General features: G+C 71.8%; 14 protein-coding genes. 6 read left to right on the plus strand and 8 right to left on the minus strand.

Annotated elements, in window-relative coordinates; genetic code table 11:
- Positions 1-38: 38 nt before the first annotated feature.
- The 5 genes from Pen02_RS37940 to Pen02_RS37960 form a co-directional block, all read right to left on the minus strand.
- Complete coding sequence (locus tag Pen02_RS37940) at positions 39-851, minus strand: ABC transporter permease (protein WP_203871035.1); 813 nt, start codon at positions 849-851, stop codon at positions 39-41.
- Between the two features lies 1 nt (position 852).
- Positions 853-1,785, minus strand: coding sequence for an ABC transporter ATP-binding protein (locus Pen02_RS37945; protein WP_203871036.1), 933 nt, complete (start codon positions 1,783-1,785; stop codon positions 853-855).
- Positions 1,786-1,942: 157 nt separating this feature from the next.
- Positions 1,943-2,479 carry a hypothetical protein gene (locus Pen02_RS37950; RefSeq protein WP_239141943.1) on the minus strand — a complete coding sequence of 179 codons (537 nt, stop codon included), beginning with the start codon at positions 2,477-2,479 and terminating at the stop codon, positions 1,943-1,945.
- 2 nt (positions 2,480-2,481) lie between these two features.
- Entirely contained in the window at positions 2,482-4,368 is a 1,887-nt protein-coding gene (gene dnaG, locus Pen02_RS37955) for a DNA primase (protein ID WP_203871037.1), read from the minus strand.
- Positions 4,369-4,448: 80 nt separating this feature from the next.
- Positions 4,449-5,288: a siderophore-interacting protein gene (locus tag Pen02_RS37960; RefSeq protein WP_203871038.1), complete on the minus strand. Its 840-nt coding sequence runs from the start codon at positions 5,286-5,288 to the stop codon at positions 4,449-4,451.
- Between the two features lie 154 nt (positions 5,289-5,442).
- Between Pen02_RS37960 and Pen02_RS37965 the strand changes: the two genes are divergently transcribed.
- Complete coding sequence (locus Pen02_RS37965) at positions 5,443-5,667, plus strand: cation:proton antiporter regulatory subunit (protein ID WP_203871039.1); 225 nt, start codon at positions 5,443-5,445, stop codon at positions 5,665-5,667.
- Between the two features lie 185 nt (positions 5,668-5,852).
- Complete coding sequence (locus Pen02_RS37970) at positions 5,853-7,340, plus strand: cation:proton antiporter domain-containing protein (RefSeq protein WP_203871040.1); 1,488 nt, start codon at positions 5,853-5,855, stop codon at positions 7,338-7,340.
- 42 nt (positions 7,341-7,382) lie between these two features.
- Here Pen02_RS37970 and Pen02_RS37975 read toward each other — a convergent pair whose 3' ends face one another.
- The 3 genes from Pen02_RS37975 to Pen02_RS37985 all read right to left on the minus strand — a co-directional run bounded on the left by Pen02_RS37975 (position 7,383) and on the right by Pen02_RS37985 (position 10,108).
- The gene (locus Pen02_RS37975) at positions 7,383-8,993 is read right to left on the minus strand and encodes an MFS transporter (protein WP_203871041.1); all 1,611 of its coding nucleotides are present in this window, start codon (positions 8,991-8,993) and stop codon (positions 7,383-7,385) included.
- 9 nt (positions 8,994-9,002) lie between these two features.
- Entirely contained in the window at positions 9,003-9,698 is a 696-nt protein-coding gene (locus Pen02_RS37980; RefSeq protein ID WP_203871042.1) for an SDR family NAD(P)-dependent oxidoreductase, read from the minus strand.
- 128 nt (positions 9,699-9,826) lie between these two features.
- Positions 9,827-10,108: a hypothetical protein gene (locus Pen02_RS37985; protein WP_203871043.1), complete on the minus strand. Its 282-nt coding sequence runs from the start codon at positions 10,106-10,108 to the stop codon at positions 9,827-9,829.
- Positions 10,109-10,333: 225 nt separating this feature from the next.
- Between Pen02_RS37985 and Pen02_RS37990 the strand changes: the two genes are divergently transcribed.
- The 4 genes from Pen02_RS37990 (at position 10,334) to Pen02_RS38005 (ending at position 14,528) form a co-directional block, all read left to right on the plus strand.
- The gene (locus tag Pen02_RS37990; RefSeq protein ID WP_203871044.1) at positions 10,334-10,564 is read left to right on the plus strand and encodes a helix-turn-helix transcriptional regulator; all 231 of its coding nucleotides are present in this window, start codon (positions 10,334-10,336) and stop codon (positions 10,562-10,564) included.
- 136 nt (positions 10,565-10,700) lie between these two features.
- Positions 10,701-12,227: an alkaline phosphatase D family protein gene (locus Pen02_RS37995; protein ID WP_203871045.1), complete on the plus strand. Its 1,527-nt coding sequence runs from the start codon at positions 10,701-10,703 to the stop codon at positions 12,225-12,227.
- Positions 12,228-12,241: 14 nt separating this feature from the next.
- Positions 12,242-13,735 (plus strand): hypothetical protein, encoded by a 1,494-nt coding sequence (locus tag Pen02_RS38000; protein WP_239141945.1) that lies wholly within the window; start codon positions 12,242-12,244, stop codon positions 13,733-13,735.
- Between the two features lie 400 nt (positions 13,736-14,135).
- Positions 14,136-14,528, plus strand: a complete 393-nt coding sequence (locus tag Pen02_RS38005; protein WP_203871046.1) for a hypothetical protein — start codon at positions 14,136-14,138, stop codon at positions 14,526-14,528.
- Position 14,529 lies beyond the last annotated feature (1 nt).

Genomic DNA, 14,529 nt, shown 5'->3' on the forward strand with positions numbered 1-14,529 from the left:
AGTCGACAGGGATGTGGGTGGGCCGGCCCGGCGCCGGTTCAGATCACCAGGCGGCGGCGGAACGCCGAGTGCGCCAGCCACCAGCCGACGGCGACCCAGCCGGCGAGGTAGAGCAGGTGACCGGGAACCGACCAGGCCGGTGCCACCCCGAGGGTCGCGGCCCGGCACAGGTCGACGCCGTGCCAGAGCGGCGACGCGTACGCCAGCCAGCGCAGCGCCACCGGCAGCGACTCGACCGGGAAGAAGACCCCGGCGAAGAGCGTCATCGGGATCACCGCGAACCGGAACAGCAGCGCCAGATAGCTGTCGCTGCGGACCGACGAACTGTAGGCGAAGACCGGCACCGCCAGCGCGGCCCCGATCAGCAGCACCAGCGGCAGGGTGGCCAGCGCCCAGAGCGAGTGCAACGTGCCGAAGAGCGCCGCGACCAGCAGGAAGGACAGGCTGCTGGTCAGCACCCGGAACAGCACGAAGCCGAGGTGCCCGGCGAGGATGTCGCCGACCCGCAACGGCGTCGCCGCCTGCGCGAAGTAGAGCTTGATCCACTCGAAGTTGCCCAGCACCGGCCAGGTCGACTCGCCGACCGCCACCTGGAGCGCGGTCGAGGCGATCAGCCCCGGCACGATGAAGTCGAGATAGGGCACGCCGCCCACCCCGGAGTCGACGTACGCCCCGACGCCCACCCCGAAGCCGATCATCGTGAGCAGCGGCAGCAGGAACGACGAGAAGACGCCGGCCCGCCAGGTGCGGCGGTAGGCGACGAGATGGTATTCGAGCACGGCGAGGGCCGGGAACCGGCCGACCGCTCCGGCCCGCTGACGGCTCGCCGGCACGGTCTCCAGGAGCGCCATCTCAGTCCACCAACGTCCGGCCGGTGAGGTGCAGGAAGACATCCTCCAGGCTGCTGCGCCGGACCAGCACGCTGGCCGGGGTGAGCGCCCGGGCGTGCACCTCGGCCACCGCGGCGTCGCCGTCGGCGACGTAGAGCAGGATCCGGTCCGGCAGCACCTCGACCCGTTCGGCGAGGCCGGCCAGCTTGCCCGCGAATGCCTCCTGGCTCTCGCCCGCGAACCGCAGCTCGACCACCTCACGGGTCGAGTACCGGTCGATCAGCGCGCGCGGCGAACCCTCCGCGACGATCTTGCCGCCGTCCATCACCACCAGCCGGTCGCAGAGCTGCTCGGCCTCGTCCATGTAGTGGGTGGTCAGGACCAGCGTGACTCCCTGCTGCTTGAGCCGGAACAGCCGCTCCCAGACCAGGTGCCGGGCCTGCGGGTCCAGCCCGGTCGTCGGCTCGTCGAGCAGCACGATCTCGGGCTCGTTGACCAGCGCGCGGGCGATGGTCAGCCGACGCTTCATGCCGCCGGAGAGCGGCTCCACCTTGCTGTTGGCCCGCTCGGCGAGCTGCACGAAGTCGAGCAGCTCGGCGGCGCGCTCCCGGGCCACCCGGCGCGGGATGCCGAAGTAGCGCGCGTAGGTGGTCAGGTTCTCCCGGACGGTCAGCTCCGGATCGAGGTTGTCCAACTGCGGGCAGACCCCGAGCCGGGCCCGGATCGCCGGACCGTCCCGCCGGGGATCCATCCCCATGATTTTCAACTCACCCGCCGTGGGCGGCGAGACGCAGCCGACCATCCGCATGGTCGAACTCTTGCCCGCGCCGTTCGGCCCGAGGAAACCGAACGCCTCCCCGGCCCGCACGTCGACGTCGATCCCATCGACAGCGGTGAAGTCGGCGAACCGTTTGACCAGCCCTCGGGCCTGGATGAGAACCCCGTCCTTAGCCACGGGACCGACCCTAACCGCCGGGTCCGACACGTCCCACCGAGTTTCCGGGCCGCACCGGCCCAGCTCAGTCGCCGACCAGGCACCCGGGCGCCCGGGTCGGATCACGGACGGCGGCCGGCACCACCCGCCACGACCGGTTCGCGCCGGCCCGGCCGAGTCAGAGATCCGGATCGGTACCGGACTGGGCGGCCACCACCAGGTCGTTGGTCTCGGTCACCACCACGGGATCGTCGGCCGAGGTGCCGGGGTCGTACCGGACCGTCCAGGTCAGGCCGTCGACGCCGCGTACCCGCCGGGCCGCGATCCGCAGACCGCCGCCGGGCACCTGCTGGTGTGCCGTGTACGCCACCGACCGGGTCACCCGGGCCCGCACCTGGTTCGGCACGTCACCCGGATCGACCAGCAGGTACGTCCGCACCGTCCCGTCCGCCACCACCCGGTAGCCGGGCCGCTCCTCGACCAGCTCCGCCGGGGTGACCGCCAGGTCCCGCCCCGACCAGACCGCCTTGTGGATGTCGTGCCAGCCGAGCCGCGCGGTGTCCCCCGGCAGCCACAGCCCCCGGTCGGTGACCACCACGAGCTGCTCGCCGTCGGCGACCCGGGCCCAGCCGAGCACCCGCTCGCCGGACTCCAGCGGCGGACGCTGGTCGGCCGGCAGCTTCCGGCCACGCCGGAACAGGTTGAATCCCTCCACGGCTACAGACCCCCCATCGCCTGCTCACGCAGGGCTCGCGCGTGCTGCTCCAGCGAGAGCAGTTCACCGAAGAGCGCGAAGTACTCGTCCTTGTTGGCGGTCGGGTTGACCCGCTGCACCTTCGACTTCAGGTCCCGGATCCGGCTGGTCACCGCGCCCCACTCCAGCCGGGCCAGGGTGATCGAGACGTACCGGGGATCGGGGTCGCCGTCGAGCCGCAGCGGCTCCACGGCCAACTCGCCGACGAGCGCCACCGCGGCCAGGTCGCCGCAGGCGTCCCGGACCCGCTCGATCCAGACCGCGCCGGTGGTCCCCGCCGCCGCGCCGCCGGCCGCGTCGATCGCCGCCCGCACCACCTTGTGCACCGGATGCAAATACGCCTCCGGCGTCAGCGCGTCGAACATCGGGCCGGCCAGCACCGGTACCTGGAGAGCGAGCTTCAGCGCCTCCCGCTCCACCAGCGCCTGCGGGCTGTCCACCACCGGCTCGACCGGGGTCGGCCGCTGCGGCGGGGTAGAGCCGCCGTCACCGCCCCGGCGCGGCGCCCCGGTCCCCTGCTGGGCGGCGGCGTTCAGCACCGCCCGCTGCACCGGCTCGATCTCCATGCCGAGGTCACCGGCGAGCTTGCGGACGTACTCCGGACGCTTCTCCCGGTCCTTGAGCTTGGCCACCAGCGGCGCGGCCCGGCGCATCGCCTCCACCCGGCCGTCGACGGTGTCCAGGTCGTAGCGGTTGAGCACCTGGCGCAGCGCGAAGTCGACGAGCGGCTCGCGGCGGGCGACCAGGTCCCGCACGGCCAGGTCGCCCTTTGCCAGCCGCAGCTCGCACGGGTCCATGTTGTCCGGGCTGATCGCGATGAAGGTACGCCCGACGAACCGCTGGTCGTCCTCGAAGGCCCGCAGCGCCGCCTTCTGCCCGGCGGCGTCGCCGTCGAAGGTGAAGATGATCTCACCGGCCACCGCGTCGGTGTCCATCAGCAGCCGGCGCAGCACCGAGATGTGGTCCGCCCCGAACGCGGTGCCGCAGGTGGCCACCGCCGTCGGCACCCCGGCCAGATGGCAGGCCATCACGTCGGTGTACCCCTCGACGATCACCGCCCGCCCCTGCCGGGCGATCTCCCGTTTCGCCTGGGAGATGCCGTAGAGCACGTGCGACTTCTTGTAGAGCGGCGTCTCGGGGGTGTTCAGGTATTTCGGCCCGTCGTCGTCCTCGAAGAGCTTGCGCGCGCCGAAGCCGATCACGTCGCCGGTCAGGTCCTTGATCGGCCAGAGCAGCCGACGCCGGAACCGGTCGATCAGCGAGCCGGAACGCGCCTCCCGGGCCAGCCCGGCGGTGACCAACTCCTGACCGGTGAAGCCCTTCTGCCGCAGGTGCTTGGTGAGCAGGTCCCAGGCGTCCGGGGCGAAACCACAGCCGTACGTCTGCGCGGCCGTACGGTCGAAGCCGCGCTGGGCCAGGAACTCCCGGGCCGGTCGGGCTCCGGCGGTACCGAGCTGGCCGGCGTAGAACTCGGCGGCGGCGGCGTGCGCCGCGACCAGCCGCTGCTTCTGGCCCTGCTGCGGCCGGACCGGCGCGGGACCGGCCTCCAGGTAACGCAGTTGGATGTTGGCCCGGTCGGCGAGCCGTTCGACCGACTCGACGAAGCTCAGGTGCTCGGCGTCCATCAGGAACTTGATGGCGTCACCGCCGGCCCCACACCCGTGGCAAAAATAGACATTTCGGGCAGGGGCGACGGTGAACGACGGGGTCTTCTCGTCGTGGAACGGGCAGAGGCCCTTGAGGTTGCCGCCGCCGGCCGACCGGAGGGTGACGGTCTCGGAGATGATGTCGGCGATCGAGGTGCGCTCGCGTACCAGCGTGATGTCCTCGTCGCGGATCCGCCCGGCCACCGCCTCACCCCCTCCGGGCTACATCCTGCCCTGCCGGACTGACCTTCCCGGCGAAGGGGGTACGACCCGGGGCGCCCGGTTCAGCCGATCGTGGCCGACTCCTCGGCCTCGACCTGCCGGTTCCACTCCGGCTTGGCCGAACGCCAGCTCTCGTCGTCGTCGCCGCACCGCCAGTAGCCGGAGATGGAGAGCCGTTCCTTCGGCACCCGGAGTTCCCCACGGAGCATCCGGCGCAGCTCCCGGACGAAGTACGCCTCGCCGTGTACGAAGGCGTGCACGTCACCGTCCGGGAAGGTGGCCGCGCGTACCGCCTCGACCAGGGCGGCGCCGAACGGCCGATCCGCGCGGTGCAGCCAGACCATCTCGGCGGACGCCTTGGTGGGCAGGTGCTGTTCCTCGTCCGCGTCGGCGACCTCGACGAAGACCCGGGCGGGGACGCCGTGCGGCAGCCGCTCCAGCGCGGCGCCGATCGCCGGCAGGGCGCTCTCGTCGCCGACCAGCAGGTGCCAGTCGGCCAGCGGGTCCGGGGCGTACCCGCCGCCGGGGCCCCGGAACATCACCCGGTCCCCCGGCCTCGCGGCGGCGGCCCACGGGCCGGCCAGCCCCTCGTCGCCGTGGTAGACGAAGTCCAGGGTCAGCTCGCCGAGGGTCGCGTCCCAGGCCCGGACGGTGTACGTCCGCAGCCGGGGCCACTGGTCGCGGGCCAGTTCGCGTTTGATCGAGTCGAGGTCGACCGGTTCCGGATAGTCGACGCCGGCCGGCGGGAAGATCAACTTTACGTAGTGGTCGGTGTAGGTGTCGGCGACGAAGCCCGTCAACCCGTCCCCGCCGAGCACCACACGGATCATGTGCGGCGTCAGCCACGCCGTCCGCAGTACGGTGGCAGATCTGACCCCGGTTCGATTCGAACTCTCCGGCATTAGTTTAGGCTACCCTAACCTGCTGGAGCCCGGGTGCCCGGGTGCAGCAGATCACCCGTCCGGGGACGTAGGCTGGCTCGCACGGGCCACCCCGCACCCGCCGGTCGTCGACCATCGGCCCGTCCGCAGGGCGCGGCATTCGTTGGGAGAGGTCATGGGCCAGGGCGTACACGTGCAGGAGCTGCCGGGCATCGGCAAGCGGTACGACATCGATCTCGGGCACGGCGGCACCCGCGTCTCGATCGTGGTACGCCGCGACGGCACCCGCGACCTCTACGTCTTCACCTCCCGCTCCGACGAGCCGACCGCGGTCGTCGAACTCAGCGAGGAGCACTCCCGCAAGGTCGGGGCCGTGCTCGCCGGCACCTTCTTCGCCTGACGTACCCGCCTCCCGCACGCTCCCCACCTCACGTACCCACTGACGCCGCCGTCCGGACGCTCCCCCGTCCGACGCCGCCCACCGATGTCCTCCGTCTGACGCTGATGTCATCCGCCCGACGTCTGTGCTCCGCCTGACGTCACCGGGTTTCCCGCCCGGCGCGACGCCACCCGATTGGAGACTCCATGCACGCCGATCTGATCGGGTTCGGCGCGATCGTGCTGGTCGCCGGCCTGCTGGCCCGAGCCGGCCGCCGGGTCGGCCTGCCCAGCGTGCCGTTCTTCATGCTGACCGGGATCGTGCTCGGGCCGGCCACCCCCGGCCCGGTGCTGATCGAGCATCCCGAGGACCTGGCCCTGCTCGCCTCCATCGGGCTGATACTGCTGCTGTTCAACCTCGGTGTCGAGTTCCCGGTACGGCAGGTGTTCGGCAGCGGCAAGCGGCTCTTCATCGCCGCCGCCGCCTCGATCGGGCTGAACGTCGGAGCCGGGCTGGGGCTCGGCTTCACGCTGGGCTGGGGCACCCCGGAAGCCTTCGTCATCGCCGGTGCGCTCGGCATCTCGTCCTCGGCGATCGCCACCAAGCTGCTCATCGAGCTGCGCCGGCTGGCCAACGCCGAGACGCCGATCATCCTCGGCATCATCGTCATCGAGGACCTGTTCCTCGCCTTCTACCTGGCCCTGCTCTCGCCGATCCTGGCCGGCGCCACCTCGCCGGCCGACATCGCCATGCACATCGGGATGAGCTTCGGCTACCTGCTGCTGCTGGTCGCGGTGGCCAGGTGGGGCGCCCGGGCGATCGGCTGGCTGATCGGCAGCCACGAGGACGAACTGCTGGCCATCGGCATGGTCGGGCTGGTGGTGCTGGTCGCCGGGCTGTCGGCCGAGGTCGGCGTCTCCGACGCGATCGGCGCGCTCATGATCGGCCTCGTCGTCGCCCGGACCGCCCTGCGCGAACGGGTGGAACGGCTGGTCCTGCCGCTGCGGGACGTCTTCGCCGCCGTGTTCTTCGTCGGCTTCGGGTTGAGCATCGACGTCGGCGCGCTCGGCTCGGTCGCCGTACCGGTGGCGATCGCCGTCGCGGTCACCATCCTGGTGAACATCTGCTCCGGGCTGATCACCGGCTCGCTCTTCGGGTTCAACCAGCGCGGTGCGGCCAACGTCGGGTTGACCGTGCTGGGCCGGGGCGAGTTCTCGCTGATCCTGGCCACCCTGGCGCTGGGTGCCGGACTGGACGGCCGGATCGGGCCGTTCGTCGCGCTGTACGTGCTGATCCTCGCCGTACTCAGCCCGATGTTCGCGGCCCAGTCCCGCTACCTGGCCCGGATCATCCCGGACCAGCTCCTCCGGTCCCGCTGGCGGTACGTCCGCGAGGAGACGATGAGCACCGCCTGCACCCACCTGGACCGGATCCAGATCACCGAGACCGACGGGGACGGCTGTCGGGAGTGCCTGGAAGCCGGCGAGGGCTGGGTGCACCTGCGGATGTGCCTGACCTGCGGACTGGTGGGCTGCTGCGACGACTCGCCGGGCCGGCACGCGACCGCGCACTTCTCCGAGACCGGGCACCCGCTGATCCGCTCGATCGAGCCGCGCGAGGACTGGCGCTACTGCTACGTCGACGGCGCGCTGGTCCGGGAGCCGATCGGCCCCCGGGAGCCGGTCGAGTCCTGACCCGTCCGGCCGAGGCCGGTCCCCGGAACGTGGGGCGACGCCTCAGGGGTTCGCCTCGGCCGGCAACAGGTGGCTCACCTGCGGTACCCCGTCGGCGTGCTGCAACGCCCGCAGCTCGGCGGCCTGGTCCGCCTTGGTGAGCCGGCCGCCGTGCTGGCGCAGGTGCTCGTCCCAGGAGGGCAGTTCGTAGATCTCCACGAAGAGGTCCGTCGACTCGCCCTCCCGGAACAGCCCCCAGCGGTACGCGCCGGTGCGCTGCCGGGCCGCCCGGACCTCCTCCATGGCGGCGACGAACCGCTCCCGCCGCTCCTCCCGGACGGTGTACGTCAGCACCACCATCACCGGCCCGACGCTCGGGTCCGGCTCGTGCTTCAGGTCGAGGTCGGGCCAGTGGGTCGCCGGGTCCCGCTCGACGGCGCGCAGGTCCGGCAGCGGCCACATCTTCACCGTCAGGGCGCCGAGGATCATCAGCAGCGCGGCGGCGACGTGCGCGAGGACCAGGCTCGTCGCGTCGGCGACGATGCCCCAGACGAGCGCGCCGATCGCCTGCCCGCCCGCGAACACGACCTGGTAGACGGCGAGGCCGCGGGCGCGTACCCAGCCGGGGAGGAAGAGCTGGATCTCGGCGTTGACGTTGGACAGCACCGTCACCCAGGCCAGGCCGGCCGGTACCAGTGCGACCAGCACCACCGCCTCGACCGGTACCAGCGCCACCACCAGCATCGCCGCCCCGAAGATCAGCCCGGCGGAGAGCAGGAACAGGTTCGGTGAGAACTTCGTCCGGACCCAGGGCAGCACCAGGCCGCCGGCCACCGCGCCGGCACCGAGCGCGGCGAGCAGGACGCCGTACCCGCCGGCGCCGAGGCCGAGCCGCTGGTTGGCGATCAGTGGCAGCAGCGCCCAGAGCGCACTACCGGGTACCAGGAAGAGCAGTGCCCGGAGCAGCAGCCGCTGCACGATCGGCGAGTGCCGGACGTACCGGCCGCCGGCCCGGAGCGCCGCGGTGAACCGTTCCGGCACCTCGACCGAGCGCGCGTTGTCGGCCCGCCAGCGGATCAGCGTGACCGCGAAGAACAGGAACGCCAGGGTGTTCAGGGCGAAGACCAGCGGTACGCCGGTCCAGGCGATCAGCAGGCCGGCCACCGCCGGGCCGACCGAGCGGGCCACGTTCACGCTGATCGAGCCGAGCCCGGAGGCGGACTGCAACAGGTTCCGGGGCACCAGGTCGGGGATGACGGCGGCCCAGGCCGGCAGGGTGAGCGCCTGCCCGACGCCGAAGGCGAAGGTGAGGGTGAGCAGCAGTGCCGGCGGCATGTGGCCGGTCGCGGTGAGCAGGGTCAGCGCCACCCCGACGGAGACGATGAAGAACTGCACCGCGATCAGCAGCCGCCGCCGGTCCAGGGTGTCGGCCAGCGCGCCGGCCGGCAGCGCGAGCAGCAGGATCGGCAGGGTACTGGCGGTCTGCACCAGGGAGACCAGGGTCGAGGCGTTCCGTTCGTTGATCAACAGCCACTGGGCGCCGACGGTCTGCATCCAGGTACCGATGTTGGCGACCAGCATCGCCACCCACAGGTTGCGGTAGATCGCCACCCGCAGCGGCGCCCACGCCGACGGGGGTGGTGGCTCGGCGGAAGCCGGCCCGGCACTGACCATCGGTCCGGGTTACCAACGTCCGTCGGCGCGGAGCACCCTCTGCCCCGAGACGTACAGGTCGTCGCTGCGCAGCAGGAGCAGCCGGACGACCTCGGTCGCCACCTGCTCGGGCAGGGCGAAGACCGTGTCGAGGAAGTCGGCGCCGACCCGCTCCTGGAGCCTGGTGTGCATCGGGCCCGGGTGGATCTCCATCACCTTGATGCTGTTCGTCCCCTGCGCCTCGGCCAGCGACTCGACCAGGCTGGTGCCGAAGCTCTTCGTCGCCCGGTAGAGCGGGATGCCCGGCCGGGGTACGTCGGTGGCGAGCGCGCTGACGTAGACGATGTTGCCGTACCCCTGCTCGCGCATCCGCAGCAGCGCCTCGTGCAGCAGGTAGGCGGTGCCGAGCACGTTCACCTCGATCGCCCGGCGGATCGCCTCCGGGGAGAGGTCCTCCAGCTTTCCGCCGGCCCACATCGCCGCGCAGTGGGCGAGCCCGTCGATCGGGCCGTACCGGTTGGTGGTCTCGGCCAGTGCGTCCCGGACCTGCTCGCTGCGGGACATGTCGCAGACGAGGCCGTCGCAGCCCAACTCGTCCCGGGCCCGGGAGACCTCCTCGGCCACGTTGCCGAGGATCACGACCCGGTGGTCGGCGGCGAGGATCCGGGCGACCTCCATGCCGAGCCCGCTGGTGCCGCCGTCCACCACGAATGTCCGCGAATCCATGGCCACTCCAGTTCCTCCTCGACGACGCCGTCCTTGCAAAGAGGGTTTCACCTGCGAGGCAGGCGTGCGGGCATAAGCGGGCAATCGGGGTACGGGACAGGCGTGATCGGGCAGCCGGGTCGGCTGGTTCAGCGGAGCGGCAGGTCCGCCCCGATGCGGTCGAGCGTGTCCGGCTGCGCGTACAGGGCCGCCCGGACGGCGGCCCAGGAGACGGTGGGGGCGCGGCGGCAGCGGGCGTCGTCCCGGGCGATCTTCGAGATCAACGCCAGCCGGTGCCGCGCGTCGGCCAGTCGCCCCTGGATGTCGCAAAGGGCCTGCTGGCAGGCCGCGAGTTCCGCCGCGAGCCGCTGGTGCTGCGGTGCCGGGGTCGTGGGTGGCCGCTCGGGCTGGTCGAACGATCGGTGGATCACCGGTCCTCCTGGCTGGTCGGGGGCGAGGGCTGCCACCGGACGCCGGAGGCACGGGTGACCGCCGGTGGCAGCCCTCGGGTACGGCACCCTCGCCCGGCGCCGACATGTGCCACCAGGCGAGCGGCCTGCCCGAATCGTGCCCTACCCCCTAGGGGATGGTCAAGGAGTCAGCCCGCATAGGCCAGCCCGGAGGGGGTAGGCCGGAGGGTGGATACCTTGCCGGGCATGGCCAAGCTGCCACCACCCGACGAGTTGGTCGGCACCCAGGAGATCGGCACCCTCCTCGGGACCTCGAAGAGCCGGACCAAACAGCTCGTCGCGGCACGCTCGTTCCCCGAGCCCTACGTGCGGCTGGCCGCTGGCGGAATCTGGTTGAAGTCCGAGGTCCTGGCCTGGGCCAAGCAGCACCGTCGGGCACGGCCGGTGGCGGGCCGGGACGAGGACGAGCCCGGCTGACGACGCGGGCCTGACGACCTCCGTCGATCGTCGAACGCGCCACAGCATCCGTCCGCCTCGATGCGACAGCCCGGTGTCACCTGGGGTTTCGCGGCGGTGCTTGCCCTGTTAACGCGAGCACTCCAAGGTACCCGCCATGCGGAAGATCAATCGCCGAATCTTCGTCCTAGGTGGACTCGGTGCCGTCGGTACGGCGGCGCTGCCACTCCAGAACGCCCTCGCCGCCACCCCCTACCCGTTCCGGCTGGGCGTCGCCTCCGGTGAACCAGCACCGGACAGCGTCGTACTGTGGACCCGACTCGCCCCGTCGCCGTTGAACGCGGACGGTCAGGGCGGAATGGCCAACGCGGACGTCACCGTCGAGTGGCAGGTCTCGACGAACGAGCGGTTCAGCTCGCTGGTCGCCTCCGGCTCGGTCGCCGCCCGCTACGCCGACGCGCACTCGGTGCACGTGGTCGCCGGTGGGCTCGCTCCGGACGCCGACTACTTCTACCGGTTCCGGGCCCAGGGGCACATCTCACCGGTCGGGCGTACCCGGACCGCACCGGCGGCCGGCAGCTTCGGCCGGGACCTGGTGATGACCTTCGCCTCCTGCGCGCACTACGAGTCCGGCTACTACACGGCGTACCGGCGGATGGCCGAGGACAACCCGGGCCTCGTCCTGCACCTCGGCGACTACCTCTACGAGGACGCCACCAGCACCGGCTCGGTACGCGAGCACGCCGGCGCCGAGATCGTCTCGCTGGCCGACTACCGCCGCCGGTACGCCCAGTACAAGTCCGACCCGGACCTCCAGGCGGCGCACGCGGCGGCGCCGTGGCTGCTGGTACCGGACGACCACGAGGTGGAGAACAACTACGCCGGTACGGTGCGGGAGAACAACACCCCGGCGCTGACCGCCGCACAGTGGACGGCCCGGCGTACCGCCGCCTACCGCGCCTACTACGAGAACCTGCCGCTGCGGCCCAGCTCGGCGCCGTCCGGCAACAGCATCGGGCTGTACCGGCGGATCCGCTGGGGCCAGCTCGCCACCTTCCACATGCTCGACACCCGGCAGTACCGCGACGACCAGGCGTGCGGGGACGGCCGCAAGGTCTGCGCCGACGCCGACCTGGCCAGCCGTACGTTGACCGGCGCCGCCCAGGAAGCCTGGCTGCTCGACGGTCTCGGCCAGCAGCTCGGCACCTGGGACATCATGGGTCAGCAGGTCTTCTTCGCCCGGCAGCTCGACGCGGCCGGGGCGGCCAACATGGACTCCTGGGACGGCTACCGGGCCTCCCGGTCCCGCATCCAGCAGGGCTGGACCCAGCGCGGCGTACGCAACCCGGTGGTGCTGACCGGCGACGTGCACCAGGCGTGGGCGAACGACCTCAAGGCCGACTACGCCAACCCGGGTTCGGCAACGATCGGCACCGAACTGGTCTGCACCTCGATCTCGTCCGGCGGCAACGGCTCCGCCGACACGGCGATCCCGAACGGGAGCATCAACCCGCACATCAGGTTCTTCTCCAACCGGCGCGGCTACGTGCGTACCACCATCGGCCGTACCCAGCTCCGGGCCGACTTCCGGGCGGTGGCCAGCGTCACCGAGCACGGTGCCCCGGTCTCCACCGTCGGTTCGTTCGTCATCGCCGATGGCCGTCCCGGCCTGCAGACCGCCTGACAAGGAGCGCCCGGATGATCCCCGTCACCTCACTGCTGGTCAGCTCCCTGCTGGCAGTACCCGTACCGGCCGCGCCGACCCCCGCCGTCGGCCCGGCCACCCCGCCGCCGCCCGCCAGTACCGCGACCCCGGCCCCCACCACCACCCCGGCCGTCCCGACGACGCCGACCCCGACCCGGGGCGGCACCGCGACGCCGACCGCACCGGCGACGCCGACCCGTACCCCGACCCCGGCCCGCACCGCGACGCCGGACGGGAGCGGTACGGCCACGCCGACGCCGCCGGCCCGGCGCGTGCCGGCTCCCGCCGAGCTTGCCGTCGCCGCCGCGCCGGTCACCTGGACCACCGCGAACAGCAACTCCACCGGCGACCAGGACGTGCCGGCGATCGCCGCCAACCGCAACGGCCGGGTCGCGGTGGTCTGGGAGGACGACCGCGACGACACCGCACCCGAAAGCGACCTCCACTCGGAGATCTACCTGCGGGTCTTCAACAACGGCAGCCCGGTCTACGAACTGAAGCTCTCCGCCGGAGGCACCGCCGGCACCAACTGGAAGCACGTCACGCCGGACGTCGGGATCGACGACCGGGGCAACGTGGTGGTCGTCTGGGCGGACGACCCGGACGGCAACGGCTTCTACAACGTGCCGTACCGGGTGGTGTCACCGACCGGCACCGTGCTCGCCTCGGGCCGGGCGAACGCCTCCGCCGACGGCCAGCAGCTCTACCCGAGGGTGGCCGTCGACCCGGACGGTGCGCCGAACAGCGCCACGGCGGTCGGCTTCAGCGTGGTGTGGGAGGACGTCCAGGGCACCGCACCGGCGACGGTCCGGGTCGCCGGCTACACCAACACCACCACCAAGGCGTACGAGGTGCTGGCCAGCCAGTCGACCGGCGAGCACCACCGGCCGGACGTGGCGGTCTCCGCCTCCGGTGACGCGCTGGTGGTCTGGGACGAGGACGGCGACGCGAACGGGGCGTACAACGTCGGCCTGGCCCGGTTCGCCCGGACGAACGGGGCGGTGAACCTGTCCCGGCGGGTCGCCAACTCGGCCACCGGTGGCCAGCAGCGCCGTCCCGCGATCGCGGCCAACTTCAACGGCGACTTCACCGTCGCCTGGGAGTCCGACCACACCGGCACCGCCGGGGTGTGGCTGCGCTCGTTCACCAGCGCGGCGACGGCCCGGCACAACGACGCCGAGATGGCCACCGGCCCGGCTACGGTCGCGCCGACGGTCGGCATCGACGACCAGGCCAACGCGGTGGTCGGCTGGACGGTGGCGACCGCCGCCCAGGACGTCGCGGCCCGCGGCGTCAACCCGGACGGTACGTTCACCGGCCGGCTGCCGAGCCAGGTGCTCGGGCAGACCACGACCGGGCGGCAGGAACAGATCGCGCTCACCTCGTCGCCGTGGGGCGAGATCAGCGTCAGCTACACCGACGACAACGACGGCAACTCGTTCGACCAGGTCATCCTCGGCGTGGACGGGTCCAACTCGGACTGGTAGCGAGGACGGTGCAGGGTGGGCGCGTATCACGACTGGTGCGCGCCCACGTCCCGCACTTCGGGTCGGAGCTGCCGGCCGGACAATTCAACCGGGAAACGGAACGGCACGCCGGAATTGGGCCGACACAATCGGTCGACCCGGTCTGTCGGATTGGATTACCGCACCCTGTTACGCCCCCACCACGACGGAATTCCCCGTTCGACCGAGCCGTACGCGACCGCCGGTCGAATGGACGGGCACCATTCGGCTACCCGCTGTCAGGTTCGCGTCACGGCACTTGTCCGGACCACAGTGGACTGATAGAAACATTCCCTGCTCGACGGCGATACAGTCCAGACGAGAACCGCAGCACCGTCACCACTCCGCCTCGCAATCTCCGCGCAGCAGGGAGCACGACCTGATGGATCCCATCGCCATTGTGGTGACCGCGTTGGTGGCCGGTGCCGCCGCCGGAGTCTCGGGCGCCGCGTCGTCGGCGGTCCAGGACGCCTACACCGGGCTGTGCGAGGTGGTACGAAACCGGCTGGGCAGCGGCCGGGGCGGACACGGTCGGCCCGCCGAGATCGTCGACGCGTACCGCTCGGATCCGGTCGGCCAGCACGACCGGATGGTGGCGGCGCTGACCACGGCCGGCGCCGACCAGGATCGCGCGCTCGCCGAGGCGGCACTGCGGGTACTGGCGCTGACCTTCCCCGGCAGTGCCGACACGGTCGCCAGGTACGCCGTCGACCTCCGCGACGCCCGAGGCGTATACGTGGGCGACCACGGCACCCAGCACAACACCTTCTCCTGAG

The sequence above is a fragment of the Plantactinospora endophytica genome (assembly GCF_016862915.1).
Taxonomy (GTDB): Bacteria; Actinomycetota; Actinomycetes; order Mycobacteriales; family Micromonosporaceae; genus Plantactinospora; species Plantactinospora endophytica.